Annotated in this window: 21 protein-coding genes, 1 tRNA gene and 1 pseudogene; 9 read left to right on the top strand and 14 right to left on the bottom strand. The window is 50.5% G+C overall.

Annotation, left to right across the window (positions count from 1 at the left end):
• Positions 1-61: 61 nt before the first annotated feature.
• From pheT to ACRPFF_RS07655, 7 genes and pseudogenes are all read right to left on the bottom strand, one after another.
• Complete coding sequence (gene pheT, locus ACRPFF_RS07685; RefSeq protein WP_432674298.1) at positions 62-2,425, bottom strand: phenylalanine--tRNA ligase subunit beta; 2,364 nt, start codon at positions 2,423-2,425, stop codon at positions 62-64.
• Between the two features lie 104 nt (positions 2,426-2,529).
• Positions 2,530-3,519, bottom strand: a complete 990-nt coding sequence (pheS, locus tag ACRPFF_RS07680) for a phenylalanine--tRNA ligase subunit alpha (RefSeq protein WP_003683075.1) — start codon at positions 3,517-3,519, stop codon at positions 2,530-2,532.
• A 248-nt stretch (positions 3,520-3,767) separates the two neighbouring features.
• Positions 3,768-4,127, bottom strand: a pseudogene (rplT, locus tag ACRPFF_RS07675) (50S ribosomal protein L20).
• A gap of 12 nt (positions 4,128-4,139) precedes the next feature.
• Entirely contained in the window at positions 4,140-4,337 is a 198-nt protein-coding gene (rpmI, locus tag ACRPFF_RS07670) for a 50S ribosomal protein L35 (RefSeq protein ID WP_003675505.1), read from the bottom strand.
• 142 nt (positions 4,338-4,479) lie between these two features.
• Complete coding sequence (gene infC, locus ACRPFF_RS07665; RefSeq protein ID WP_079453755.1) at positions 4,480-5,001, bottom strand: translation initiation factor IF-3; 522 nt, start codon at positions 4,999-5,001, stop codon at positions 4,480-4,482.
• A gap of 17 nt (positions 5,002-5,018) precedes the next feature.
• Complete coding sequence (thrS, locus tag ACRPFF_RS07660) at positions 5,019-6,932, bottom strand: threonine--tRNA ligase (RefSeq protein ID WP_432674297.1); 1,914 nt, start codon at positions 6,930-6,932, stop codon at positions 5,019-5,021.
• A gap of 52 nt (positions 6,933-6,984) precedes the next feature.
• Positions 6,985-7,061 (bottom strand) — tRNA-Val (locus ACRPFF_RS07655).
• Positions 7,062-7,240: 179 nt separating this feature from the next.
• Here ACRPFF_RS07655 and tgt point away from each other — a divergent pair.
• The 7 genes from tgt (at position 7,241) to ACRPFF_RS07620 (ending at position 15,634) form a co-directional block, all read left to right on the top strand.
• The gene (gene tgt / locus ACRPFF_RS07650; protein WP_432674296.1) at positions 7,241-8,356 is read left to right on the top strand and encodes a tRNA guanosine(34) transglycosylase Tgt; all 1,116 of its coding nucleotides are present in this window, start codon (positions 7,241-7,243) and stop codon (positions 8,354-8,356) included.
• A gap of 122 nt (positions 8,357-8,478) precedes the next feature.
• On the top strand, positions 8,479-9,489 hold the full coding sequence (hemH, locus tag ACRPFF_RS07645) for a ferrochelatase (RefSeq protein ID WP_432674295.1): 1,011 nt from the start codon (positions 8,479-8,481) through the stop codon (positions 9,487-9,489).
• A gap of 266 nt (positions 9,490-9,755) precedes the next feature.
• Entirely contained in the window at positions 9,756-10,157 is a 402-nt protein-coding gene (locus ACRPFF_RS07640; RefSeq protein WP_308031328.1) for a c-type cytochrome, read from the top strand.
• A gap of 555 nt (positions 10,158-10,712) precedes the next feature.
• The gene (locus ACRPFF_RS07635) at positions 10,713-11,573 is read left to right on the top strand and encodes a DUF808 domain-containing protein (RefSeq protein ID WP_432674294.1); all 861 of its coding nucleotides are present in this window, start codon (positions 10,713-10,715) and stop codon (positions 11,571-11,573) included.
• Positions 11,574-11,642: 69 nt separating this feature from the next.
• Complete coding sequence (gene lnt / locus ACRPFF_RS07630) at positions 11,643-13,181, top strand: apolipoprotein N-acyltransferase (RefSeq protein WP_432674309.1); 1,539 nt, start codon at positions 11,643-11,645, stop codon at positions 13,179-13,181.
• A gap of 258 nt (positions 13,182-13,439) precedes the next feature.
• Entirely contained in the window at positions 13,440-14,303 is an 864-nt protein-coding gene (rpoH, locus tag ACRPFF_RS07625; RefSeq protein ID WP_432674293.1) for an RNA polymerase sigma factor RpoH, read from the top strand.
• Between the two features lie 449 nt (positions 14,304-14,752).
• Positions 14,753-15,634 carry a YicC/YloC family endoribonuclease gene (locus tag ACRPFF_RS07620; RefSeq protein WP_432674292.1) on the top strand — a complete coding sequence of 294 codons (882 nt, stop codon included), beginning with the start codon at positions 14,753-14,755 and terminating at the stop codon, positions 15,632-15,634.
• Between the two features lie 83 nt (positions 15,635-15,717).
• Here ACRPFF_RS07620 and ACRPFF_RS07615 read toward each other — a convergent pair whose 3' ends face one another.
• The 5 genes from ACRPFF_RS07615 to pgeF all read right to left on the bottom strand — a co-directional run bounded on the left by ACRPFF_RS07615 (position 15,718) and on the right by pgeF (position 19,158).
• Positions 15,718-16,233 (bottom strand): RDD family protein, encoded by a 516-nt coding sequence (locus ACRPFF_RS07615; protein ID WP_183503682.1) that lies wholly within the window; start codon positions 16,231-16,233, stop codon positions 15,718-15,720.
• Between the two features lie 74 nt (positions 16,234-16,307).
• On the bottom strand, positions 16,308-16,727 hold the full coding sequence (locus ACRPFF_RS07610; protein ID WP_432674291.1) for a hypothetical protein: 420 nt from the start codon (positions 16,725-16,727) through the stop codon (positions 16,308-16,310).
• Positions 16,728-16,847: 120 nt separating this feature from the next.
• On the bottom strand, positions 16,848-17,846 hold the full coding sequence (gene holA / locus ACRPFF_RS07605; protein WP_432674290.1) for a DNA polymerase III subunit delta: 999 nt from the start codon (positions 17,844-17,846) through the stop codon (positions 16,848-16,850).
• 1 nt (position 17,847) lies between these two features.
• On the bottom strand, positions 17,848-18,327 hold the full coding sequence (lptE, locus tag ACRPFF_RS07600; protein ID WP_219204237.1) for an LPS assembly lipoprotein LptE: 480 nt from the start codon (positions 18,325-18,327) through the stop codon (positions 17,848-17,850).
• A 51-nt stretch (positions 18,328-18,378) separates the two neighbouring features.
• Positions 18,379-19,158 carry a peptidoglycan editing factor PgeF gene (gene pgeF / locus ACRPFF_RS07595; RefSeq protein ID WP_432674289.1) on the bottom strand — a complete coding sequence of 260 codons (780 nt, stop codon included), beginning with the start codon at positions 19,156-19,158 and terminating at the stop codon, positions 18,379-18,381.
• Positions 19,159-19,616: 458 nt separating this feature from the next.
• Between pgeF and ACRPFF_RS07590 the strand changes: the two genes are divergently transcribed.
• Entirely contained in the window at positions 19,617-20,564 is a 948-nt protein-coding gene (locus tag ACRPFF_RS07590; protein ID WP_432674288.1) for a bile acid:sodium symporter family protein, read from the top strand.
• A gap of 152 nt (positions 20,565-20,716) precedes the next feature.
• Here ACRPFF_RS07590 and rluD read toward each other — a convergent pair whose 3' ends face one another.
• A complete protein-coding gene (rluD, locus tag ACRPFF_RS07585; protein WP_432674287.1) occupies positions 20,717-21,841 on the bottom strand; it encodes a 23S rRNA pseudouridine(1911/1915/1917) synthase RluD in 1,125 nt (374 codons plus the stop codon).
• Between rluD and ACRPFF_RS07580 the strand changes: the two genes are divergently transcribed.
• The gene (locus ACRPFF_RS07580) at positions 21,840-22,643 is read left to right on the top strand and encodes an outer membrane protein assembly factor BamD (RefSeq protein WP_030002101.1); all 804 of its coding nucleotides are present in this window, start codon (positions 21,840-21,842) and stop codon (positions 22,641-22,643) included. The genes rluD and ACRPFF_RS07580 overlap by 2 nt on opposite strands.
• Before the next feature lie 233 nt (positions 22,644-22,876).
• On the opposite strand, the gene ACRPFF_RS07575 is transcribed toward ACRPFF_RS07580, so the two are convergent.
• Positions 22,877-24,169: DNA internalization-related competence protein ComEC/Rec2 (locus tag ACRPFF_RS07575; RefSeq protein WP_432674286.1), on the bottom strand; the 1,293-nt coding region annotated here is incomplete at its 5' end.

Raw genomic sequence — 24,169 nt, 5'->3', positions numbered from 1 at the left:
TGTTGTAACAGGTGTAGATTATTACCAATTTCTATTTAAAATTCAAGCGAATATTTATTTATCAACCGCGCAGTTGCGCTCCTGCTGCTGTTGCCGCATCAATCAGTTTTCCGATAACCGGCTCGATGACTTCATCTGTCAGCGTGTTTTCCATATCTTGCAAAATGATTTTAACGGCAACGCTCTTCATGCCTTCAGGCACGCCCGTACCGCGGTAAACGTCAAATACGCTGATTTCTTGAACCAGCTTGTTTGCCGCCGCTTTCAGGGCATTTAACAAATCATCATGCGTTACAGCTTCAGACATTACAAATGCCAAATCTCGGCGTGCAGGTTGGAATTTGGATACGGACTGATAACGGGTTTTCTCACGACCCAATACCGCATCCATATCGATTTCAAATACCAGCGGAGCTTGTGGCAAATCATATTTTTGTAGCCATTTCGGATGCAACTCGCCAACAAAACCAATTACTCGTCCGTCTGAAACAATATTGGCGGCACGTCCAGGATGCAATGCCGGATGTTCGGTTTTAACAAAGGATACTTCCTTGTTTTTCAAGAGGCTCTCAACATCGGCCTTCATATCGTAGAAATCCACATTGCGTGTTTTCTCGCCCCATTGCTCAGGCAGCACGGAGCCATACCACAAACCGCCGATACGTTCGTTTTGAACAAATTGATCAGCCGAATCTTTGCTGAACACACGGGCAATTTCAAATACGCGTACACGGTTTTGCTTACGGTTCAAATTGTTTTGCAAAACTTCCACCAAACCGCCGATAAGCGTAGAACGCATGACGGCATACTGCGCCGCCAACGGATTTTGCAGGCGGATAGGATTGGTATTGGCAGCAAAGTCTTGCTCCCATTGCTCATCCACAAACGCATAGCTGACCACTTCACGGTAACCGCGAGCCGCCATTTCGTTATAAACCGCAAAACGCGGGCGTTTGGTTTCAGGCAAAGCCAACATTTTCAGACGGCCTGAAGTATAGTCGTCAGGAATATTTTCATAACCGTAAACACGACCGATTTCTTCAATCAAATCGGCTTCGATTTCGATGTCGAAACGGAAGCTAGGAGAAATGACACGGAAGCCTTCTTCGGTTTTCTCAGGCTGCAAACCCAAGTGTTGCAAGATAATTTCGACTTGCTCAGCAGGGATTTCAACGCCCAATACCGTTTTCAGACGGCCTAAACGCAATTCGACCTGTTTTGCCTCAGGCAATTTGCCTTGTGCCTCAACCATTTCACCGGCCGCACCACCGCAAATCTGTACCACCAATTCGGTGGCACGCTCAATAGCATCAGCTTGCAAGCGGTAATCCACACCACGTTCAAAACGGAAAGAAGAATCCGAACCAAAACCGTATTGACGGGATTTACCGGCAATAATCTCCGGGGCAAACCAAGCAGCTTCCAACACAATATTTTGCGTCTCATCAGAAACCGCGCTTGCCTCGCCGCCCATCAAGCCGGCCAAGCTCAACACACCTTTTTCATCAGCGACCACCAGTGTATTATCAGCCAAAGTAACCGTCTTCTCGTTCAGACACGCCAAAGTCTCGCCATTTTGAGCACGGCGGACAATCAAACTGCCTGACAGCTTGTCAGCATCGAAAACATGCATAGGCTGACCGATTTCCAGCATCACATAGTTGCCAATGTCCACCAATGCGGAAATGCTGCGGATACCGCTGCGTTCCAAACGTTGTTTCATCCAATCGGGAGTAACCGCTTTCGCATTGACATTTTCAATAACGCGGCTGATAAAACGGCCGCAGTCGGCCGGTGCATCAATACGGACAGCCTGTTTTTTCTCACTGCCGATAGAGGCCGTCTGAATTTCGACAGGCGTAAACGCACATTGAGTCAACGCAGAAACCTCACGCGCAATGCCCTTAACACTCAAGCAATCAGCGCGGTTAGGCGTAATTTTCAACGTAAACAGCGTATCGTCCAAATCCAAGTATTCGCGGATGTTGGTACCGACAGGCGCATCTTCAGGCAGAATGTGCAGACCGTCTACACCATCATCAGGTAAACCCAGTTCATTGGTCGAACACAGCATACCGTTTGATGGTACGCCGCGCATTTTGGTCGGCTTAATTTTGAAATTACCCGGCAAAACGGCACCCGGCAACGAACACGGCACTTTAATGCCCGGCTTGACATTCGGCGCACCACAAACAATCTGAACCAACTCGCCCGTACCGGCATCAACTTGGGTAACGTTCAAACGGTCTGCATCAGGATGTTTTTCAACGGATTTTACTTCGGCAACAACCACGCCACTGAAAGCAGGGGCGGCAGTATCGATTTCTTCCACTTCCAAACCGGCCATGGTCAAAAGATGTTCCAGTTTATCAGCAGAAAGATCAGGATTGGCTTGGGTTTTCAGCCATGAATAAGGAAATTGCATATTATTTTCTCTACTATCAGGCCGTCTGAAACAAATTTTTATCAGACGAAATCAGTAATATCTATTCACTTTTTCAGACGGCCTATCAAAAGACCATCTGAAATTTATTTAAACTGCTTCAAGAAGTTCAAATCGTTATCGAAGAATAAGCGCAGGTCATTGACGTTGTAGCGCAACATGGCAAAGCGGTCGAGACCGATACCAAAAGCGAAACCGGTATATTTTTCAGGGTCGATATTGACGTTTTTTAATACGTTAGGATGTACCATACCGCAGCCGCCAACTTCCAACCATTTGCCGTTTTCGCCCATGATGTCGATCTCGGCGGAAGGCTCGGTAAACGGGAAGAAAGACGGGCGAAAACGCACTTGCAGGTCATCGCGTTCAAAGAAGCGACGGATAAAGTCAGTGAACACTGCTTTTAAGTCGGCAAAAGTTACGCCCTCTTCTACCCACAAACCCTCGGCCTGATGGAACATAGGCGAGTGCGTGGCATCGCTGTCCACACGGTAAACGCGGCCGGGGGCGATAATGCGGATGGGCGGCTCTTTTTTGTCGAGCATATAGCGGATTTGAATAGGCGAAGTGTGTGTGCGCAAAACGTCTCCGTTTTCAACATAGAAGGTATCTTGCATCGCACGCGCGGGGTGATTTGCAGGAATATTCAAGGCTTGGAAATTGTGGAAATCGTCTTCAATTTCAGGACCGTCCGCCACTTCAAAACCCATACCGTGAAACAGCTCAACCACACGTTGCAAAGTCAAAGTAACTGGATGCAAACCGCCATGTTCTTGCGCACGACCCGGCAAAGTAATATCCAAGGCTTCTGCAGCCAATTGGGCTTGCAGCTTGGCTTCATTCAGGGCATCGCGTTTGGCATTAAAGGCCGTCTGAAACTGATTTTTGCATTCGTTGATGTGCGCGCCTATGGTTTTACGCTCTTCAGGAGACATTTGACCCAAAGTTTTCAAAAGTCCAGTCAATTCGCCGGTTTTACCAAGATAGCGTGCTTTAATTTGTTCTAAGGCATTGAAGTCTTGCGCAGCTTCAATAGCAGCAATACCTTCTGCAACGATACGGTTTACATTTTCCATGGTGGTTTATCGTCTGTTTGTTGATGGCAGTCCGTCTGAAACAACAAAGCCGTCTGTTGGATTTGATTGCAAACCCGTTCAGACGGCCTTTTGTCTTACTACGGCCAATCCGTTTGATAAGAGAGGCCCATTTTATCGCAAATTAGTATAAAAAAATAGAGCTTAAAGAAAGAAAATCAACTACATAGAATTTCCTTAAGAAAAGAAAAAAGGAAGCACAAGCTTCCTTTTTAAATAATCTTATCGAATTAAGCAGCCAAAGCAGCTTTAGCTTTTTCAACCAATTGTGCAAATGCAGCTTTGTCGAATACAGCCAAATCAGCCAATACTTTGCGGTCGATTTCGATAGCAGCGCGTTTCAGGCCGTTCATGAATTTGCTGTAAGACAGACCATTTTCACGGGCACCTGCGTTGATACGAACGATCCACAGTTGACGGAATTGACGTTTGCGTTGGCGACGGTCACGGTATGCGTACTGACCGGCTTTCATTACCGCTTGTTTGGCAACACGGTAAACGTTTTTACGACGACCGCGTTAGCCTTTGGCTAACGCGAAGACTTTTTGGTGACGAGCACGAGCGGTAACACCGCGTTTTACGCGTGGCATATTCTAAACTCCTTAAGCGTAGGGCAACATTTTAGCAACAGAAGCCAAATCGCGTGAATCCACCATAGCGGTACCGCGCAATTGACGTTTAGTTTTAGTGGTTTTTTTGGTCAGGATGTGACTTTTGAACGCATGACCGCGTTTTACACCACCGTTACCCAGTACTTTAAAGCGTTTTTTCGCGCTAGACTTGGTTTTCATTTTAGGCATTGGAAAACTCCATTCGTTATTAGATAAGGTATAAGGGGTTTTGAAATAAATTTCAAACACTTGGAACCCAAAATACCACGGTTTTTACCGCTAATTAAACCTTATTCCGAGCGGCAATCGAAATAAGCCTTGCATTATAGCTTTATTTTTTCTTAGGCGCAATCATCATCACCATTTGACGGCCTTCCATTTTAGGGAAGGATTCGATTTGGGCTACTTCCGCCAAATCTTCTTTTACGCGCTCTAAAAGTTGCGCACCGAGTTGTTGGTGAGCCATTTCACGACCACGGAAACGGAGTGTTACTTTGACTTTATCGCCGTCAGCCAAGAAGCGGTTGATGTTGCGCATTTTGATTTGATAATCACCTTCATCGGTACCCGGACGGAATTTGATTTCCTTAATTTGTACCTGCTTCTGATTTTTCTTGGCTTCGTCGCGCTTCTTGGCTTGTTGGTATTTGTATTTACCGTAATCCATCAGTTTGCACACGGGCGGTTTGGCAGTCGGGGAAATCTCTACCAAATCCACATCCTGCTCTTCGGCCATAGCCAGAGCTTCACGAACTGAAACGACACCAAGCTGATCGCCTGACTCACTGATTAATCGCACTTCTTTGGCGGTAATTTCACCATTGATTCGTGCTTCGCGTTCTTGAGCGATGATAAATACTCCTATAAAAATTAATGATTGACGAGGGCGTCAGTGATTTCTTGCTGCAATTGTGCAATGAAATCATCGACATTCAAAGAACCCAAGTCTTCTGCTTTGCGGCGTACCGCAACTTTGTTTTCTTGTTTCTCTTTATCGCCGACAACGATTTGATAAGGGAAACGGTATTGGCTGTTGTCACGGATTTTGTAACCGATTTTTTCGTTACGCAAATCCAATTCGACACGGAAGCCTGCAGCCTGCAATTTAGCAGCCACTTCGCGACAATAATCTGCTTGGTTCTCGGTGATATTCATAATCACCATTTGAACCGGCGCAAGCCACAATGGGAATGAGCCTGCATGGTTTTCAATCAGAATACCGATGAAGCGCTCCAATGAACCCAAAATTGCACGGTGCAACATTACAGGACGCGCACGGTCGTTGTTTTCAGTTACATATTCGGCATTCAAACGCTCCGGCAATACAAAGTCCAACTGCAGGGTACCGCACTGCCAAGAACGACCCAAGGCATCTTTGACATGGTACTCAATCTTAGGACCATAGAATGCGCCTTCACCAGGCAATTCTTCCCACTCTACGCCACAAGCGGTCAATGCATCACGCAAGCCTTGTTCGGCTTTATCCCAAACTTCGTCAGAACCTGCACGTTGCTCAGGACGGAGGGACAGCTTCACAGCAACATCATGGAAGCCGAATTGTTTGTAAATACGAACCAGCAATTCATTAAATGCACGTGCTTCATCAACGATTTGATCTTCGGTACAGAAGATATGCGCATCATCTTGCACAAAACCGCGAACACGCATCAGACCATGCAATGCACCGCTTGGTTCATTACGATGGCAAGAACCAAACTCAGCCAAACGCATTGGTAAATCACGATATGAGCGCAAACCGTTATTGAAAATTTGCACATGACCCGGACAGTTCATCGGTTTAACCGCGTATTCGCGTTTTTCTGAACTGGTCACAAACATATTGTCTTTATAGTTTTCCCAGTGGCCGGATTTTTCCCAGAAGGTTTTATCCATAATTTGAGGCGTTTTCACCTCTTTATAACCGGCAGCATTCAGCTCTTTGCGCATATGCTGCTCAATCACTTGCCACAAAGCCCAGCCTTTAGGATGCCAGAACACCATGCCCGGTGCTTCATCTTGCAGGTGGAACAAATCCAATTGTTTACCCAGCTTACGGTGGTCGCGTTTTTCTGCTTCCTCGATGCGTTGGATATAGGCTTTCAATTCGTCTTTACTTGCCCAAGCCGTACCGTAAATACGTTGCAACATTTCATTATTGCTGTCGCCGCGCCAGTATGCGCCTGCCAGTTTGGTCAGCTTAAAGTTTTTCAAGAAACGGGTATTGGGAACGTGAGGACCGCGGCACATATCGACGTATTCTTGATGATGATACATGCCCATTGCTTCCACTTCAGGCATGTCTTCAATCAGACGCAATTTGTATTCTTCGCCGCGATCTTGGAAAATTTTGATGGTTTCTGCACGAGGCGTCATCACTTTAATGACGTCATAGTCTTGTGCAATCAACTCTCTCATGCACGCTTCGATAGCGGCCACATCATCAGGCGTAAATGGTTTTTCAGTTGCGATATCATAATAGAACCCGTCTTCAATCACCGGGCCGATAACCATTTTGGCATCTGGGTAGAGCTGCTTGACCGCATGACCGACCAAGTGCGCGCAGGAGTGGCGGATAATTTCCACGCCTTCTTTGTCTTTAGGCGTAATGATTTGAACATGGGCATCTTCGGTAATCGGATCGCAAGCATCCACCAATTTACCATTAACCTTGCCCGCTACCGTTGCCTTTGCCAAACCTGCACCGATAGACGCTGCAATTTGCGCCACGGTAACGGGTGATTCATATTGGCGGACCGAACCGTCCGGCAAGGTAATGTTCAACATCAGAAAGCTCCAAAACATTAAAAAATAACGGCATAAAGCCGTTATGGAAATTTGGTAGGCACGATTGGATTCGAACCAACGACCCCCACCATGTCAAGGTGGTGCTCTAACCAACTGAGCTACGTGCCTTCAAATAATTTCTGCATTGTAACGATTCATTCCGTCTTTTGCAAGAGGCATGTACGTTTCTTCATTGCCGCCGCCTGCAGAATTTAGGGAGGCTTATAAAAAAACCGTAAAAAATCATTTATAATGCAGCTCCTTAAAATATGTTTTTACACACAGCCGCCCGACTTACATTAAATCTTATGCTCAAATTTACCTTACACAAAAAAGACGGTCATGCCCGACGCGGCACTTTGGAACTGAACCACGGCAAAATCGAAACGCCGGTATTTATGCCGGTCGGCACTTACGGTTCGGTCAAAGCGATGAACCCACAAAACCTGCATGACATCAAAGCGCAAATCATCTTAGGCAACACTTACCATCTGTGGCTGCGCCCGGGCTTGGAAGTCATCGAACAATTCGGCGGTCTGCACGAATTTATCGGTTGGGATAAACCGATTTTAACCGACTCGGGTGGTTTCCAAGTATTCTCGTTATCCGATATGCGTAAGCTGACCGAAGAAGGCTGTACATTCCAAAGCCCGATCAACGGCGACAAACTATTTCTCTCGCCCGAAGTGTCGATGAAAATCCAAACTGTGTTGAATTCTGACATCGTGATGCAGTTGGACGAGTGTACCCCTGGCGAAGCAACGCACAGCCAAGCGCAAAAATCGCTGCAAATGAGCCTGCGCTGGGCGGAACGCAGCAAAAAGGCTTTTGAAGACCTGAAAAACCCGAATGCGCTGTTTGGCATTGTACAAGGCGCGATGTATGAAGATTTGCGCGAAGAGTCGCTGAAAGGCTTGGAAGAGCTCGATTTCCCCGGCTTGGCCATCGGCGGCTTGTCTGTTGGCGAACCTAAGCCCGAAATGTACCGCATGTTGCGCGCCGTCGGCCCTATCCTGCCGGAACACAAACCACATTACTTGATGGGCGTCGGTACGCCTGAAGATTTGGTATACGGCGTGGCACACGGCGTGGATATGTTCGACTGCGTTATGCCTACCCGCAATGCGCGTAACGGCTGGCTGTTTACCCGTTTCGGCGATTTGAAAATCAAAAACGCCAAACACAAGCCCGACAAGCGTCCGATAGACGAAAGCTGCACCTGCTACGCCTGTCAGAATTTCAGCCGCTCCTACCTGCACCATCTGCACCGAGTCGGCGAAATCTTGGGCGCACAGCTCAACACCATCCACAACCTGCACTTCTACCAAGTCATCATGGCAGAAATGCGCGAAGCCATCGAACAAGGGAAATTTGCCGATTGGCAAGCGCAATTCCATGAGAACCGCGCACGAGGCGTGGATTGAGATTTAACCATGCTTATCAAGGTCGTCTGAAAACATTTATCTTGATTGTCCCTCGGTTTTTCAGACGGCCTTTTGCACAAAGAGACATCTAATATCATCAATACACATCAAAGAAACAGACCATGCCCCGCTTCCTGCCAGAACCCTCCCTTCCCTACATCGACCAAAACCGTACCGCCGTCTTACTGCTTAACCTCGGCACACCGGATGCTACGACCGCGCAAGCCGTCAAACCTTACCTGCGCGACTTTTTATCCGACCAACGCGTAGTGGAACTGCCGAAGCTGTTGTGGCAACCAATCTTGCGTGGCCTGATACTGACGCTGCGTCCTAAGAAAAGTGCGCACGCCTATGAAAAAATCTGGTTTAAAGAAGGCTCTCCCTTAGAAGTTTATACGGAACGTCAGGCAGCCGCACTTGCCGAACAAATGCCCGGCCTGATTGTCCGTCATGCCATGACCTACGGTAACCCTTCGGTGGCGGATGTATTGTCAGAACTGAAATCACAGGGTGTAGGCAGGCTGCTGATTATCCCACTATATCCGCAATATGCCGCATCAAGCAGTGGAGCCGCCGTGGACAAGGTATGCGAACAATTACTGCTGCAACGGAACCAAATGAGCATACGGACTGTTTCACGCTTCTATGACGACACGGGCTATATCGATGCAATGAAAAACCATATTCTCCGATATTGGGCAGAATACGGCCGCAGCAAGAAACTGATGCTGAGCTTTCACGGCATTCCGCAAAAGCACTTCAACCTCGGCGACCCCTATCCAGACGAATGCCGCCATACCGCCAAACTGCTTGCAGAAGCACTAAATCTGACCGAAGACGAATATGTCGTGTCTTTCCAAAGCCAATTCGGCAGGGCAAAATGGATTACACCCAGCACTCAGGATTTGTTTAACAAACTGCCCAAACAAGGCGTAACCGAACTGGATGTATTTTGTCCGGGTTTTTTGGCCGACTGTTTGGAAACCATGGAAGAAATTGCCCTAATGGGGCGTGAACAGTTTTACGAAGCAGGCGGTAAAAACTACCGCTATATCCCCTGCCTCAACGATAATCCCGACTGGATAGGCGCGCTCGCCGGGCTTGCAAAAGAGAACCTTGGTGGCTGGTATTAAAACAATCGTTTGACCCATATCCAAATGCCGTCTGAAAATAATCTTTCAGACGGCATTTCATCTCACTTTCAGGTATAGTGGATTAACAAAAATCAGGACAAGGCGACGAAGCCGCAGACAGTACAGATAGTACGGAACCGATTCACTTGGTGCTTGAGCACTTTAGAGAATCGTTCTCTATGAGCTAAGGCGAGACAACGCCGTACTGATTTAAAGTTAATCCACTATATGATGGCTTTGGACGCAACCATCAAAAGGACAACCCGATGAACATAATCCGACTGCTGCCCGCCCTGGTTTTGGGCTTACTCTATACCACCGTTTCTGCCGCCGATTCCTCCCAGGCGGCAAATGGGCAAAAAACCTACGAATCCAATTGTGCCGCCTGCCATGGGAAAAAAGGAGAAGGACGGGGGGCCGTGTTTCCTCCGCTTTACCGTTCCGATTTTATTATGAAAAAACCGCAAGTCCTGCTGCACAGCATGGTTAAAGGCATCAACGGCACCATTAAGGTCAACGGCAAAACCTACAACGGTTTTATGCCAGCAACCGCCATCAGCGATACCGATATTGCCGCCGTCGCCACCTACATCATGAACGCCTTCGACAATGGCGGCGGCACGATTACCGAAAAAGACGTCAAACAGGCAAAAAACAAAAAACCTTAACCTTAGCAAGATGCCGTCTGAAATCCCCCAATCCGACTTCAGACGGCATTTAAACCAAAATATCCCAATACGGCACTTTCAAACCGGCAGAACCGATATTGCCATTCCGCCGTCAGGATGGCGGCGTGTCCAAAAGCAATACAGACACATACCAACCCCATCCCGAACTGGAAAACCGCATACACCGACCACCCGCACAAAATCTCACCCGATAAAAACCGGTCGGCAAAATTTGCCGTAACAAAATCAGGCTTACAAGACCACCAACCGTCATTATGCCGACAGGATGCTGCGTACTCTAACCCCGGCGCGAAAATAACGGTATCCTTCCCGGTAAAGGCAGCCTGTATATCCCGTCCAAATGACCAACCACCCTTAAAACCCATAGAATCAGGGTTCAAAAAAACTCAATATCCCACAATCCTTTCCGAAAATTCCGCCCTCTTCCCACATCATTACAGCCAGGCTGCTTAAGCTCTCATTATTCCATCCGAACCTCACACCGGCCATTCTCCTATATAATATCGGGATGTGTACCTTCATTTCGGAATAACCATGGCTTTTGCCTCACTGTTTACGCTTTTGGATGATATCACCGCCGTACTGGATGATGTCGCGCTTATGACCAAAACTGCCGCAAAAAAAACCGTCGGCGTGGTCGGCGACGATTTGGCACTCAATGCCAATCAGGTTGCAGGCATATCCTCGGAGCGCGAGCTGCCAATCATATGGGCTGTGGCAAAAGGCTCACTGTTCAACAAACTGATCCTCATTCCTGCCGCGCTGCTGCTTTCCACCTTCCTACCACAGGCAATCACCCCGCTCCTGACCATCGGCGGTATTTATCTGTGTTTTGAAGGCGTTGAAAAACTGCTGCACAAATTCCTCCACCGTAACGTACATCTTGAAGCAGAAACAGCCACAAGCGGGGACGAACAGGAAAAAATCAAAGGCGCTATCCGTACCGACTTCATCCTCTCTGCAGAAATCATCATTATCGCACTGGGTACGGTCGGACAATACGGGCTGCTGACACGTTCGCTGGTTATGGCGGCAATCGGCATCGGCATGACGGTTTTCGTATACGGCCTAGTCGCCGTCATTGTCAAACTTGACGACTTAGGCATACTGCTGATGAAGCGGCCGCAAAACCTTCTGCGCCGGACAGGACGTACACTTATTTCCTTTATGCCTTGGTTTATGCGCGGATTGGCCATCGCCGGCACGATAGCCATGTTCCTTGTCGGCGGCGGACTGGTTTCCCACAATCTGGGTTTCCTACATGACTTCCTCCACACACACCATTGGGACAGCGGATGGATATCCCACCTGTCCGACCTCTTGATCGGACTGGCAGCAGGTTCCCTTGCCTGTGCCGCCGTACTGCCTCTGATAAATTGTTTCCGCAGACACTGAACTCCTTTCCGATGCACCATGCCGTCTGAAAAACGCTCGGACGGCACCACTCCAAACAGACAGATACCCATGTTTCCCAAACTAGACAAATACTGGCAACACCCCTCCCTCTACTGGCCCCTGCTCATCCTCTTTGCCGCCGCTACCCCCTTTACCTTCGCACCCTACTACCACTTTTGGCTGATGCCCTTGATTTTCGGCGCATTTGTCCGACTCATCGAACTGCGTCCGCGCTTTGCCGTTTCATCCGCCTACCTGTTCGCACTGACTGCATATTCGACACAATTCTACTGGATACACACCGCCCTCCACGACATTTCCGGACTCCCCAACCTCTATGCCGTACCGCTGACCTTCCTGCTCCCGGCCTACCTTGCCCTCTATCCGGCACTCTGTTTCTGGTTATGGAAAAAATTTACCCTGCCGCGAAGCATAAAAACCGGCTTGGCATTGCCGGTTTTGTGGACACTGACCGAGTTTGCCCGCGAGCGCCTTCTGACCGGATTCGGCTGGGGCGCACTGGGCTACTCGCAAATCGTTTCAGACAGCCCGCTCGCCGGTTTTGCCCCTTTGGGCGGCATCCATATGGTTACGCTGGCAACCGCCTTCCTCAGCACATGGTTGGTTTTGGCAAGCGACGGCAGCATTCCCCCCCGGAAACGCCTGTTTCCGATTATCCTGATTGCCATTCTGATTACCGTCGGCTATACCGCGCAGCAAACCGACTTTACCCGTCCGGACGGCAGCACCCGAACCGTCGCCCTCCTACAAGGCAATGTCGTACAAACCCTCAAATGGCGTGAAGACCAAGTTATCCCGACCATACAAAAATATTACGAACAAGTCGGCAAAACCACTGCCGACATCGTCATCATGCCCGAAACCGCCATTCCCGTCATGCGTCAGAACCTGCCGGAAAACATACTGGCACAATTTGCCGAACAGGCACAAAACAACGGCAGCGCACTCGCCGTAGGCATCAGCCAATACACTTCAGACGGCAGCGGCTACGAAAATGCCGTCATCAACCTGACCGGCTATCAAGAAAACAATCCGAACGGCATACCCTATTATGCCAAAAACCACCTTGTCCCCTTTGGAGAATACAAACCTCTGCCCTTTCTGACCACGCTACTCTACAAAATGATGGACATGCCCCTTTCCGACTTCCACAAAGGCGGCGACAACCAACCCACCCTTCAAATGAAAGACCAAAAAGTCGCCTTCAACATCTGCTACGAAGACGGTTTCGGCGACGAACTGATTACTACTGCAAAAGATTCCACCCTGCTTGCCAACATCAGCAACATGGCATGGTATGGAAAATCCAACGCCATGTACCAGCAACTACAGCAGTCCCAGGCACGCGCCATGGAACTCGGCCGTTATATGGTTCGCGCAACCAACACAGGGGCAACCGCCATCATCTCACCCAAAGGCAATATCATTGCCCAAGCACAACCCGATACCGAAACCATATTGGAAGGACACATCAAAGGCTATACCGGTGAAACGCCCTATATGAAAGCCGGCAGCTCATGGCCGTTGATAGGAATATTGACCCTTATCACACTGATACTTTTCATATTCCGCAACAAAAAATCCTAATGCCGGAACTGTCCGCCAAAACGGACAGTCTTTTCCATGATACTATTTACATACAGAACCGAATGTAATATAATATCCAAATCGACCTAAAATATCAGGTTTAAAAAATCAATCAAAATCAGAGATAAAATTTCCCTATTTATCAACCCCTACCGCATATCTTTTATCAAACGTACAAAACACAATCCAAGCAGTGATATACTGTATCCAAACACCCGACCGCAAACCTGCGGTTACAGCCGAAAGGAAATGCCCCAAATGAATAACGCTTTCGCATTACCCGCCATCCAAAGCGGCAACGGCAGCCTCGAACAATACATCCACACCGTCAACAGCATCCCCATGCTGACATTGGACGAAGAAACGCACCTTGCAGAACGCCAACGCAAAGGCGACCTCAATGCCGCCAAACAACTTATCCTGTCCCACCTTCGTGTGGTTGTTTCCATTGCACGCGGCTATGACGGCTACGGACTGAATCAGGCCGACCTGATTCAGGAAGGAAATATCGGTCTGATGAAGGCGGTCAAACGCTACGAGCCAGGTCGAGGTGCGCGCCTGTTTTCATTTGCCGTGCATTGGATTAAAGCGGAAATTCACGAATTCATCCTGAGGAACTGGCGCCTTGTCCGCGTTGCCACCACCAAACCGCAACGCAAGCTGTTTTTCAACCTGCGCAGCATGCGTAAAAACCTGAATGCCCTGTCTCCTAAAGAAGCACAGGAAATCGCCGATGATTTGGGTGTCAAACTTTCCGAAGTACTGGAAATGGAACAGCGCATGACCGGACACGACATCGCCATCATGGCGGACAACAGCGATGACGAAGACAGCTTCGCCCCCATCGACTGGCTTGCCGACCACGATTCCGAACCGAGCCGCCAACTGTCGAAACAGGCACATTACGCGCTGCAAACAGAAGGCCTGCAAAATGCTTTGGCGCAACTGGATGACAGGAGCCGCCGTATTGTGGAAAGCCGCTGGCTTCAAGATGACGGCGGTCTGACGCTGCACCAGCTTGCCGCCGAATACGGCGTATCTGCCGAGCGCATCCGCCAGATTGAAGCGAAAGCCATGCAGAAACTGCGCGGTTTCCTGACCGAAGAAGCCGAAGCGGTTTGAAATAGGCATAATTAAACACCCGACAAGTCGGCTTGTCGGGTGTTTTTTTATAATAGAAACCCCAATGAGGCTTGTGTGTCGTGCTGTACACGATTTTATCCGTCCACGCCGTTGCAATTGCCGAAATTAAAAAACCAACATGAATCAGACACTGCCATATAAGCTGTTTCTCAGAAAGATTGACCGAATTGATAAATTGCCTGTACCACAATCAAGTCTGTATAAATCAGTACTTTCAACCAATGGCTTGTCAAAATTATTTTGGTAAAGACACCCATAGCCTGTTCCAATTTTGGAAGTTTTGTCTGATACACATCCCTTTCTTGCAGCGACAAGAGCTCATGGTGCCCATATAGCGCGCCAAATCTTTAATTTTTCACATCCTGAAGCACTTAGTCCCATACAGATGTGATATATTGATTATATTTTAATGGACTTCGGAGGAGAAAATGAGCAAAACCATCCATATTCACAGTATGACCGGATTTGCCAATACGGCAGGAGAATGCGGCAGCAAACGCATCAATCTCGACCTGCGTGCGGTCAACCACCGTTTTCTAGATATTCAAATCAGGATGCCGGATGATTTGCGCCATTTGGAAAGCGGTATCCGCGAGAAAATTTCATCCCATATCGCGCGCGGCAAAGTTGAATGCAAAATCCAAATTCAAGATACGGAAAACAGAAACCAATCTTTGGAACTGAATCACGACTTGGTCGGACAACTTGCAGAAATCAACCAAACCCTCCGTAAACATCATGACCTGGCAAAATTGGGGGTTGCCGATATTTTACGTTTTCCCGGCGTATTGGCAAGCCAAAGGGAAAATACGGAAGAATTGGCAAAAAGCATTACCGAACTGACCGAAAAAGCGTTAAAAGACTTCACTGCCGCACGCAAGCGGGAAGGTAAGAAATTAGGCGAGCACCTGTTACAACGCCTTCAAAGCATGGAAGAAATCATAGATGCATTAAGCGAACTCTTTCCTACCCTGTTGGAAACACATAAAGAAAAAATCCGCTCGCGCCTCGTCGAAGCAGTCGGTGACATCAATAATGACAGGCTGCAACAGGAATTTGCCCTCTTTATTCAAAAATCCGACATCGACGAAGAATTCAGCCGCCTGCGCACGCATATCGACGAAGTACGCCGCATCGTTACCGAACACAAAGGCAGCAGCGGAAAACGCTTGGATTTCCTGATGCAGGAATTAAACCGTGAGGCCAACACCTTGGGCAGCAAATCTATTGCTGCCGAATGCACCCGAGCCTCTGTCGAACTGAAAGTCTTAATCGAGCAGATGCGGGAACAAGTGCAAAATATCGAATAATCGGTTTCCCCGATAACCAAATGCCGTCTGAAAGCCCTTTCAGACGGCATTTTTTCAGTTTGAAACCTTTGCGGTATAAAGGCTTAAGGCTTTCCTTTGACCTCCACCAATCTTGTTCCTGCAAGAAAATCATACAGAAACTGCCGATCGGGATTCAGCAGTGCGAACCCCCACGGTAAAATCAGCCAAATCAATGCCGCACCGAATGCATCCTTGGGTGAAATACCGAGCAGGTGGCGTAATCCGGCATAGGCTAACATAGGGATGAATACGATAAATATGCATGCCCAAATAAAACGCAGGCGGAGCAAGTGTAGAGACGGCTGCATACCGTTAACATCGCATAAGCCTATCCTCCATGTCCTCATCGCCAAGGTCTGTCCCTGCCCGTGCCAGTTGGCACGGAAATAAAGCCACCACGAACTGACAATCAGGATGCTCGTAACCAATGCCGAAAGCGCGGCGGAGACGGGATTGAGGAAAATGGCGGCAATGCCGGCAAGCAATGCCGCCAGACAGGTTGCCGCACCGACCAGCAGCATCTCATACAGCATGGCGGCAAAGCGGCGTTTGAGCGGGGCGGTTTTCAGTATCATCATCTTTTCAGTCGGAATATGCCGTCTGAAACACCGGCGGGTTTCAGACGGCATTCATACAGATATGCCTCGGACGATTAACGGTGCGGACGTTTCTGACCGCGCGACTGTTTTGCCGCCATTTGATTGATTTCCTGACGTGTCGGGCGTTTTTTGAACATAGCGTGCGCCTCGTCCACCGAACATTTTTGTGACAGGCAGATTAAAGTAACGACATCCTTCTGGTATTGTCCGCCGCTATGATACATACGGCGCAGGTTGGCCTCATTGACTTTGCCTTTTTCCGGATCGATATCGAATTTTTTCAGACGTTCGACAAACAGACGCTGCTGACGGCGGCTGGTCCAAACAAAACCGCCCGCGGCGGCAGCGACGATGATGGCGGCAAGCAGGATGGCAAGCGGCCAGGAATCGACAATCAATACGATAATGAGGCTTAAAACGGCGGTAGTCAGTAAAATCAGACCGCCCAAGCGCAGTTTGGTCTTATTGTCCATAGGGTTGATGTTCCTTTATTGAGGTGGTCGTGCCGTCTGAAATGTTTTCGGACGGATTGGTGAATACTTTTCAGGATTAACGGTATTTTACAGTATTTTCGGATTTTAGGGATTGCCGCTTTATTCTGCCAGTGAAATGACGAGTTGTCTGAACGCCGCCCATGAATCGCCCTCTTCTGCACCTTTGATAATCCTGTCGATTTTGGCACAGGTTTTAAGCGCGTCAAGCAGGCGGGAGATGGAAATCCGTTTAACCGCAATCGGAGCGAGCGTCTGCTTTTCACCCCAAAGTCTGAGACTGTTGCGTACGGATTGGACACTCTGCCCCTGTTTTAAGGAAGCAGCCAGACGGATCAGCGTCCTGATGTCTTCGGCTACCGCCCACAGCAACAGTACCGGTTCTTCGCCTTCCTCCTGCAATCCGTCCAACAACCTGCATACGCGCGGCACATCACCCTTCATCCATGCGCCGGCAAGCTGAAAAACGTCAAAGCGAGCAACATTGGCAACGGCGGTTTGCGCCTCATCGATATTGACGGTATGCCCTTTCGGATACAGCAGCGCGAGCTTGTCGATTTCCTGACGCGCCGCCAACAGATTGCCTTCCACGCGCTCGGCAAACAGTGCCAATGCGTCTGCCTCGATACCCAAACCGATTTTGTCCAGCCGTCCGCGTATCCATTGGGGCAAAGCCGCCGCACCGACCGGTTTGGCTTCCCACACTTCCCCCTTTGCCACCAATGCGGCAAACCATTTGGACTGGAGCTGGGTTTTCTCCAGTTTAGGCAGTAAAACCAGCGTTACCGTATCTTCCGGCAGGTGGGTGGCAAAATCCTGCAACGCCTCGCCGCCGGTTTTGCCGGGTTTCCCGTTGGGGATATGCAGTTCCAACAGTTTCAAATCGGCAAACAGACCCGCACTGCCTGCGGTTTGCAGCAGTTCGTTCCAATCGAAGGCATTGTCTGCCGTATAAACTTCCCGATTGAGGTAACCTTGTTTCTTCGCCGCCGCCCTCAATGCGTCCAATGCCTCGATACGCAACAGTTCTTCCTCGCCATGGATGACGTACAGAGATTTCAAAGGCGTGTCCGTATCGATGCGTCCGATATGTGCCACCACGTCATTCCGCCTTCAGAAAGGTCAGGCGGCGGACAATTTGTTCGGCGGCATCCTGCCGCATTTCCGCCCACAGGGTTTCTTCTTCTTCCTGTTTGCCTAAAATTTCGTTGTCCGCATAAGCAAGAACGCGGCGGACGGACACGGTCATCGGTTTGCCGACCGGCTCGCCGCGTTTCAATACCTGCGCTTCAACCGTCAATATCAAAAGATATTCGTTGATGACTGCCGCACGGGTAACGGTATAGGTTTCCTTGTTTTGGGAAACGCTGTCTATACGCAGGGTCATCTGCGCGCCGGCAGCATCGTCCACCCTGCCCGAAGCCTGATACAGCGCGGTTTCCAAAGGAAACTGCAATGCCTGTCCGCCTTCGATGTGCCAGCTCCGGTAGGTCAGCGGCGGAGAAATGCCGTCTGCACCTTTCAGGTGGAAACCGCACGCGCCCAGCATCAGCACTGCGGCAGTAAGAAACAGTTTGTTCATCGCTTGCCTTTCTCAAAAGCACAAAATCGGTAAATTATATCAGCGGCGTGTTCAGACGGCATTGCCGTCCAGCCAAATCAGGCTCGCCATACGCCCCGTTGCTCCGTCGCGGCGGTAGGAAAAGAAAGTATCCCGTTCCAAAACCGTACAATGCGTGCCGCCGTACACGCCGCCCACGCCTTCGCGCTTCAGAATCAGGCGGGCGAGCGCGTAAAGGTCGGCAAGGAATTTGCCGCCGCCTATGCCTTCAAATGCGGTGGCGGCTTCGGGCATGGGCGTGCAGAACGCATCAAACACATCCTGTCCGACTTCAAACGCATCCGCACTGATGGCGGGGCCGAGATACGCCATAATTTCGACGGGCGGAACCTTCATCGCGGCAATGGTGTTTTGCAATACGCCGCCCGCCAAACCGCGCCAGCCCGCGTGTGCGGCGGCAACCGCCGTACCTGCCCTGTCGCAAAATAGAACGGGCAGACAGTCGGCAGTCATCACGGCACAGGCAACCTTGCCCGTGTCGTCCACGGAAGCGTCCGCATCGGGCGTGCCGTCCAATGCTTCGGCAGCATTGACGACAATGGTACTGTGGATTTGATTGAGGTAGGCAACGGGCAATCCGACCTGCTGTTGCACGATTTCGCGGTTGCGGCGCACGGCTTCGGGATTGTCGCCGACGTGCGTACCGAGGTTCAAACTCTGATACGCACCTTGGCTCACGCCGCCGTTGCGCGTAGTAATCAGGGTTTTCACATTGGCGGGCGCGGGCCAATCGGCGGTCAGGAAGTTTTTGCCTTTCGGGGCAAGATTTAGGGTTTCTGTGATGGTTTTCATTGGATATTGGAATAGGTGTGTGGCGGAAAGGGTTGATTAACTGCCTTCGGGGCAAATGGATGCTTGTTTTTTCGTCATTCCCGCACAGGCGGGAATTCGGAGATTCGGGATTGTTTTCAAACGTTCAGGTTCGGATTCTTGCCGGTGGAGGAATGATGCCCTTATATGCTTTCTCCGAGCTTTATATTATATGTTTCAACAGGGGATGGCACATCAAGCACCGCACTGCGTGTTGCCCGAACGAGACTACCCTCCGATTAGATTCTATCGCCATAAACAGACGGGTTTCAACCGAAAAGGAATGGGGATAAAGTCCATTTCCGACACCTCTCGGGCGATGCCGTCTGAAAACCAATCTCCACTTTCAGACGGCATTGTTTAGGCACGGTCATTTTGCAAATTAGGGTTAAGGCGTGTATGCTTGCCTTCCCTTAAAAACAAACACGCAACGCATTATTATGAATATCCTCAGTAAAATCAGCAGCTTTATCGGAAAAACATTTTCCCTCTGGGCCGCGCTCTTTGCCGCCGCCGCTTTTTTCGCGCCCGACACCTTCAAATGGGCGGGGCCTTATATTCCTTGGCTGTTGGGCATTATTATGTTTGGTATGGGTTTGACGCTCAAACCTTCCGACTTCGATATTTTGTTCAAACATCCCAAAGCCGTCATCATCGGCGTAATCGCACAATTCGCCATTATGCCGGCAACCGCCTGGCTGCTGTCCAAACTGTTGAACCTGCCTGCCGAAATCGCGGTCGGCGTGATTTTGGTCGGCTGCTGCCCGGGCGGTACGGCTTCCAATGTGATGACCTATCTGGCGCGTGGCAATGTGGCTTTGTCGGTTGCCGTTACGTCTGTTTCCACCCTGATTTCCCCATTGCTGACTCCCGCCATCTTCCTGATGCTTGCCGGTGAAATGCTGGAAATCCAAGCAGCCGGTATGTTGATGTCCATCGTCAAAATGGTTTTGCTCCCCATTGTTTTGGGTTTGATTGTCCATAAGGTTTTGGGCAGTAAAACCGAAAAGCTGACCGATGCGCTGCCGCTGGTTTCCGTTGCCGCCATCGTGCTGATTATCGGCGCGGTAGTCGGGGCAAGCAAAGGCAAGATTATGGAAAGCGGCCTGCTGATTTTTGCGGTTGTCGCACTCCACAACGGCATCGGCTACCTGCTCGGCTTCTTTGCCGCCAAATGGACCGGCCTGCCTTATGATGCACAAAAAACGCTGGCCATCGAAGTCGGTATGCAAAACTCGGGCCTGGCCGCCGCGCTTGCCGCCGCACACTTTGCCGCCGCGCCGGTCGTTGCCGTTCCGGGCGCATTGTTCAGCGTGTGGCACAATATCTCCGGCTCGCTGCTGGCAACTTATTGGGCGGCCAAAGCCGGTAAACATAAAAAAACCTAAACGCNTTTCATCATAATGCCGTCTGAACGGGGCAAACGAAACCGGCGGTTTCTGCCCGACCCCTTCAGACGGCCTTTGTTTGAAATCGGCAAGGACGATTGTCCGGCTGCTCCGGTTCGGCTGCCTGCGTTCGCCCCGCCTTTCAAGCCGCCTCACTCCCTTACATAAACCACTTCGACATCGTAGTCGTCTTCGTTCCAATCGTCATCGTCGTCCGCGCCGAGTTTGTCTTGCCATTCTTCTTCATTGTCCAAGGAGGAATCCAAACCGGCTTCGAGGCGCAATACGGACAGCAGGTGATACATATCGTCGGGAATCGGGGCTTCGAAGGAAACGGTTTCGCCGGTTTTCGGATGGACGAAACTCAAGCGGTAGGCGTGCAATGCCTGACGCGCGCCCAGACTTTTAACGGCTTCTTTCACCGGTTCGCTGCACGGATGGCGCAGGTTGCCGTAAACCGGGTCGGCGGCCAGCGGATGGTTGGCTTCGCGCATATGGACGCGGATTTGGTGCGTCCTACCCGTTTCGAGCGAACATTCGATGTAGCTGTGGGCAAGATAGCGTTCCAACACTTTGACGTGGGTAACGGCTGGTTTGCCGCCGAATTTGACCACCGCCATTTTCAGGCGGTTGTGCGGATCGCGTCCGATTTGGGTTTCGATTTTACCGTCAAAGGGAACGATGCCGTTGGCGACGGCGCGGTAGATGCGTTTGACCGTGCGCTCTTGAAGCTGTTGCACGAGGGAATTTTGCGCCGGCAGGGTTTTGGCGACCACCATCAGGCCGCTGGTTTCTTTGTCCAAACGGTGTACGATACCCGCGCGCGGGATTTGGGACAGCTCGGGGCAATGCGCCAACAGGCCGTTGAGCAGGGTACCGCTCCAGTTTCCCGCGGCCGGGTGGACGACCAGTCCGGCCGGTTTGTTGATGACGATGACGGTATCGTCTTCGTAAACAATATCCAAATCCATAGGCTCTGGAACAAACGCCAGATTCTCCTCACTCGGGCGGACGGTTACACGGATTTGCTCACCGCCTATCATTTTGTCTTTGGGTTGCGAAGGTTTATCGTTTACAATAACCGCGCCTTCTCTAATCCATGATGTCAACCGGCTGCGCGAATAGTCTGGCAGAAGTTTTGCCAATACCGCATCCAACCGCCCGCCGGCAAGCTCGAGCGGAACAGTCAGACAAATACAGTTTTCGGTTTCCGGGGCTGACACAAAGTCTGAATCATCGCTATAATCGGATTCATTATCAAAGGAAGTATTCTGCATGAAAAAAATTCTTTTAACGGTTTCATTAGGTTTGGCACTGAGTGCCTGTGCCACCAAAGGTACGGTAGATAAAGATGCCCAGATTACCCAAGACTGGAGTGTGGAAAAACTCTATGCCGAAGCCCAGGACGAGCTGAACAGCAGCAATTATACGCGAGCTGTCAAATTATACGAAATCTTGGAATCGCGCTTCCCTACCAGCCGCCATGCCCAGCAATCCCAACTGGATACGGCATACGCCTACTATAAAGATGATGAGAAGGATAAGGCGCTGGCCGCCATTGACCGCTTCCGCCGCCTTCACCCTCAACACCCGAATATGGACTACGCGCTGTATCTGCGCGGCTTGGTACTGTTCAACGAAGATCAGTCTTTCTTGAACAAGCTGGCCTCGCAAGACTGGTCCGACCGCGACCCGAAAGCCAACCGCGAAGCGTATCAGGCCTTTGCGGAACTCGTCCAACGCTTCCCGAACAGCAAATACGCCGCCGATGCGACCGCACGCATGATCAAACTGGTCGATGCTTTGGGCGGCAATGAAATGTCGGTAGCGCGTTACTACATGAAACGCGGCGCATATATCGCCGCCGCCAACCGCGCCCAAAAAATTATCGGCAGCTATCAAAATACACGCTATGTCGAAGAATCACTGGCCATATTGGAACTTGCCTACAAGAAATTGGACAAGCCCCAGCTTGCCGCCGACACACACCGCGTTTTGGAAGCCAACTTTCCGAAAAGCCCGTTTTTGACGCACGCCTGGCAGCCCGACGATATGCCTTGGTGGCGTTACTGGCATTAAGCCCATCCTCGAAATGCCGTCTGAAACCGTTTCAGACGGCATTTTATGTTCCGGCGCAAACCTTTCCGCTCACCCAACGGTTCTCCCTACCGTTAACGGCAATGCCCTTTCTGTTTTTGACGCACACTGAAAATCAAACGATATGCCTTGCCGACACGAACCGGCGTTAACGCCAAAATGCCGTCTGAAGTCCTTTTAGACGACATTTTCCGTTCCGGCACCAGCCTTCCCATTCACTCAAACGGTTTTTTCTGCCAATAGAATTTATACCCTCTCAAACGTTGAGCCTTCACGCCGCCGCGTCCCAAGCCGAATTGCAGCGCGCCCGACAAATCCGTCCGCAACAACTTGATGCCGTGTGCGCGGACACGGTTCTGTACCGCTTCGGTCGGATGTTTGTAGGCGTTGGCATAACCGCTTGAAGCAACGGCATATTCGGGCGAGACGGCATTGAGGAACACGCCCGACGAGGACGTATTGCTGCCGTGATGTCCCAACACCAAAACCTGGCTGTACAGGTTTGAGCCGTATTTTTTAACCAACTCCGCCTCGCCCTTCGTATCCAAATCGCCCGTTACCAGCAGTGCCGCACCGCCCGCCACAACACGCAAAACACAACTTTTCCCATTATCATCGATGTTTTTGCGTTCAGACGGCCTCAAAAACTCGAAATCTACGCCGTCCCATTGCCAACGCTGTTCCGCACAATGCCGCGCCCCCTCATAAAATTCCGGCTGCCCGGCATAAATCCCGCCGTTCGGTATCTTGCCGACTGCCTGAAAACCGCCGTCGTGGTCACTGTCGTGATGCGACAGAACCAGCTTGTCCAAACGGCGGACACCCACCGCATTCAGGCTCGGCACAATCCCCGTCTGTGCCGCCGATGCAGTTCCGGTGTCAAACAAAAGATGATAATTTGCCGTCTGAACCGACACCGACAAACCCTGCCCCGCATCCCAAACCGTAACCGCAGCCTCATTTTCCGGCACGCTGGGCAGACGGTAAAACACAAACCCTGCCAACAGCAACACCGCCCACGGACGCAAACCCAAGCCGCGCGGCAGCAACAACAGCAAAGCGGCACACACCGCCAACACCAGCAGCGGCAAAGGTGCGGAGGTAACGGCAAACTCGGGCGACACATCGGCAAGCCACACCAAAAACCGCAAAGTGTATTCCGCCAAAAATGCCCCCAACTGTTGCAAAGGCGAAAACGGCACGACCGAACCCAGCAACGCCAGCGGGGTCAACACCCAAGAAAACCACGGAATCGCCACCGCATTGACCAAAGGGCTGACCAAAGGCAGCGAAGCAAACAGATAACCGAGCAAAACCAACGACAACACCGAAGCCGCCCACTGCCCGCACAAAGCGGTTTGCTGTTTCCCCTTGTGCAAACGCCCCGAACACGCCCATATCAGGGCCGCCACCAAACCGAAAGACAGCCAAGTTCCCACACCCAAGACCGCCAAAGGGTCGAACAGCAGCACCGCCGCCAACGCCTGCCACCACGTTGCCCACGCCGA

Origin of the sequence: Neisseria sp. SLRRB23, assembly GCF_050896295.1 — a bacterium.
In the GTDB taxonomy this organism is placed as follows: Bacteria; Pseudomonadota; Gammaproteobacteria; order Burkholderiales; family Neisseriaceae; genus Neisseria.
This window is presented reverse-complemented; position numbering and strand designations above follow the sequence as displayed.

Excerpts from the sequence above, each read along its gene's own strand:
- pheT (WP_432674298.1), bottom strand. The coding sequence starts at position 2,425 with ATGCAATTTCCTTATTCATGGCTGAAAACCCAAGCCAATCCTGATCTT.
- pheS (WP_003683075.1), bottom strand. The coding sequence starts at position 3,519 with ATGGAAAATGTAAACCGTATCGTTGCAGAAGGTATTGCTGCTATTGAA.
- rpmI (WP_003675505.1), bottom strand. The coding sequence starts at position 4,337 with ATGCCTAAAATGAAAACCAAGTCTAGCGCGAAAAAACGCTTTAAAGTA.
- thrS (WP_432674297.1), bottom strand. The coding sequence starts at position 6,932 with ATGTTGAACATTACCTTGCCGGACGGTTCGGTCCGCCAATATGAATCA.
- tgt (WP_432674296.1), top strand. The coding sequence starts at position 7,241 with ATGCTCAAATTTACCTTACACAAAAAAGACGGTCATGCCCGACGCGGC.
- hemH (WP_432674295.1), top strand. The coding sequence starts at position 8,479 with ATGCCCCGCTTCCTGCCAGAACCCTCCCTTCCCTACATCGACCAAAAC.
- ACRPFF_RS07640 (WP_308031328.1), top strand. The coding sequence starts at position 9,756 with ATGAACATAATCCGACTGCTGCCCGCCCTGGTTTTGGGCTTACTCTAT.
- ACRPFF_RS07635 (WP_432674294.1), top strand. The coding sequence starts at position 10,713 with ATGGCTTTTGCCTCACTGTTTACGCTTTTGGATGATATCACCGCCGTA.
- lnt (WP_432674309.1), top strand. The coding sequence starts at position 11,643 with ATGTTTCCCAAACTAGACAAATACTGGCAACACCCCTCCCTCTACTGG.
- rpoH (WP_432674293.1), top strand. The coding sequence starts at position 13,440 with ATGAATAACGCTTTCGCATTACCCGCCATCCAAAGCGGCAACGGCAGC.
- ACRPFF_RS07620 (WP_432674292.1), top strand. The coding sequence starts at position 14,753 with ATGAGCAAAACCATCCATATTCACAGTATGACCGGATTTGCCAATACG.
- ACRPFF_RS07615 (WP_183503682.1), bottom strand. The coding sequence starts at position 16,233 with ATGATGATACTGAAAACCGCCCCGCTCAAACGCCGCTTTGCCGCCATG.
- ACRPFF_RS07610 (WP_432674291.1), bottom strand. The coding sequence starts at position 16,727 with ATGGACAATAAGACCAAACTGCGCTTGGGCGGTCTGATTTTACTGACT.
- lptE (WP_219204237.1), bottom strand. The coding sequence starts at position 18,327 with ATGAACAAACTGTTTCTTACTGCCGCAGTGCTGATGCTGGGCGCGTGC.
- pgeF (WP_432674289.1), bottom strand. The coding sequence starts at position 19,158 with ATGAAAACCATCACAGAAACCCTAAATCTTGCCCCGAAAGGCAAAAAC.
- ACRPFF_RS07590 (WP_432674288.1), top strand. The coding sequence starts at position 19,617 with ATGAATATCCTCAGTAAAATCAGCAGCTTTATCGGAAAAACATTTTCC.
- ACRPFF_RS07580 (WP_030002101.1), top strand. The coding sequence starts at position 21,840 with ATGAAAAAAATTCTTTTAACGGTTTCATTAGGTTTGGCACTGAGTGCC.
- rluD (WP_432674287.1), bottom strand. The coding sequence starts at position 21,841 with ATGCAGAATACTTCCTTTGATAATGAATCCGATTATAGCGATGATTCA.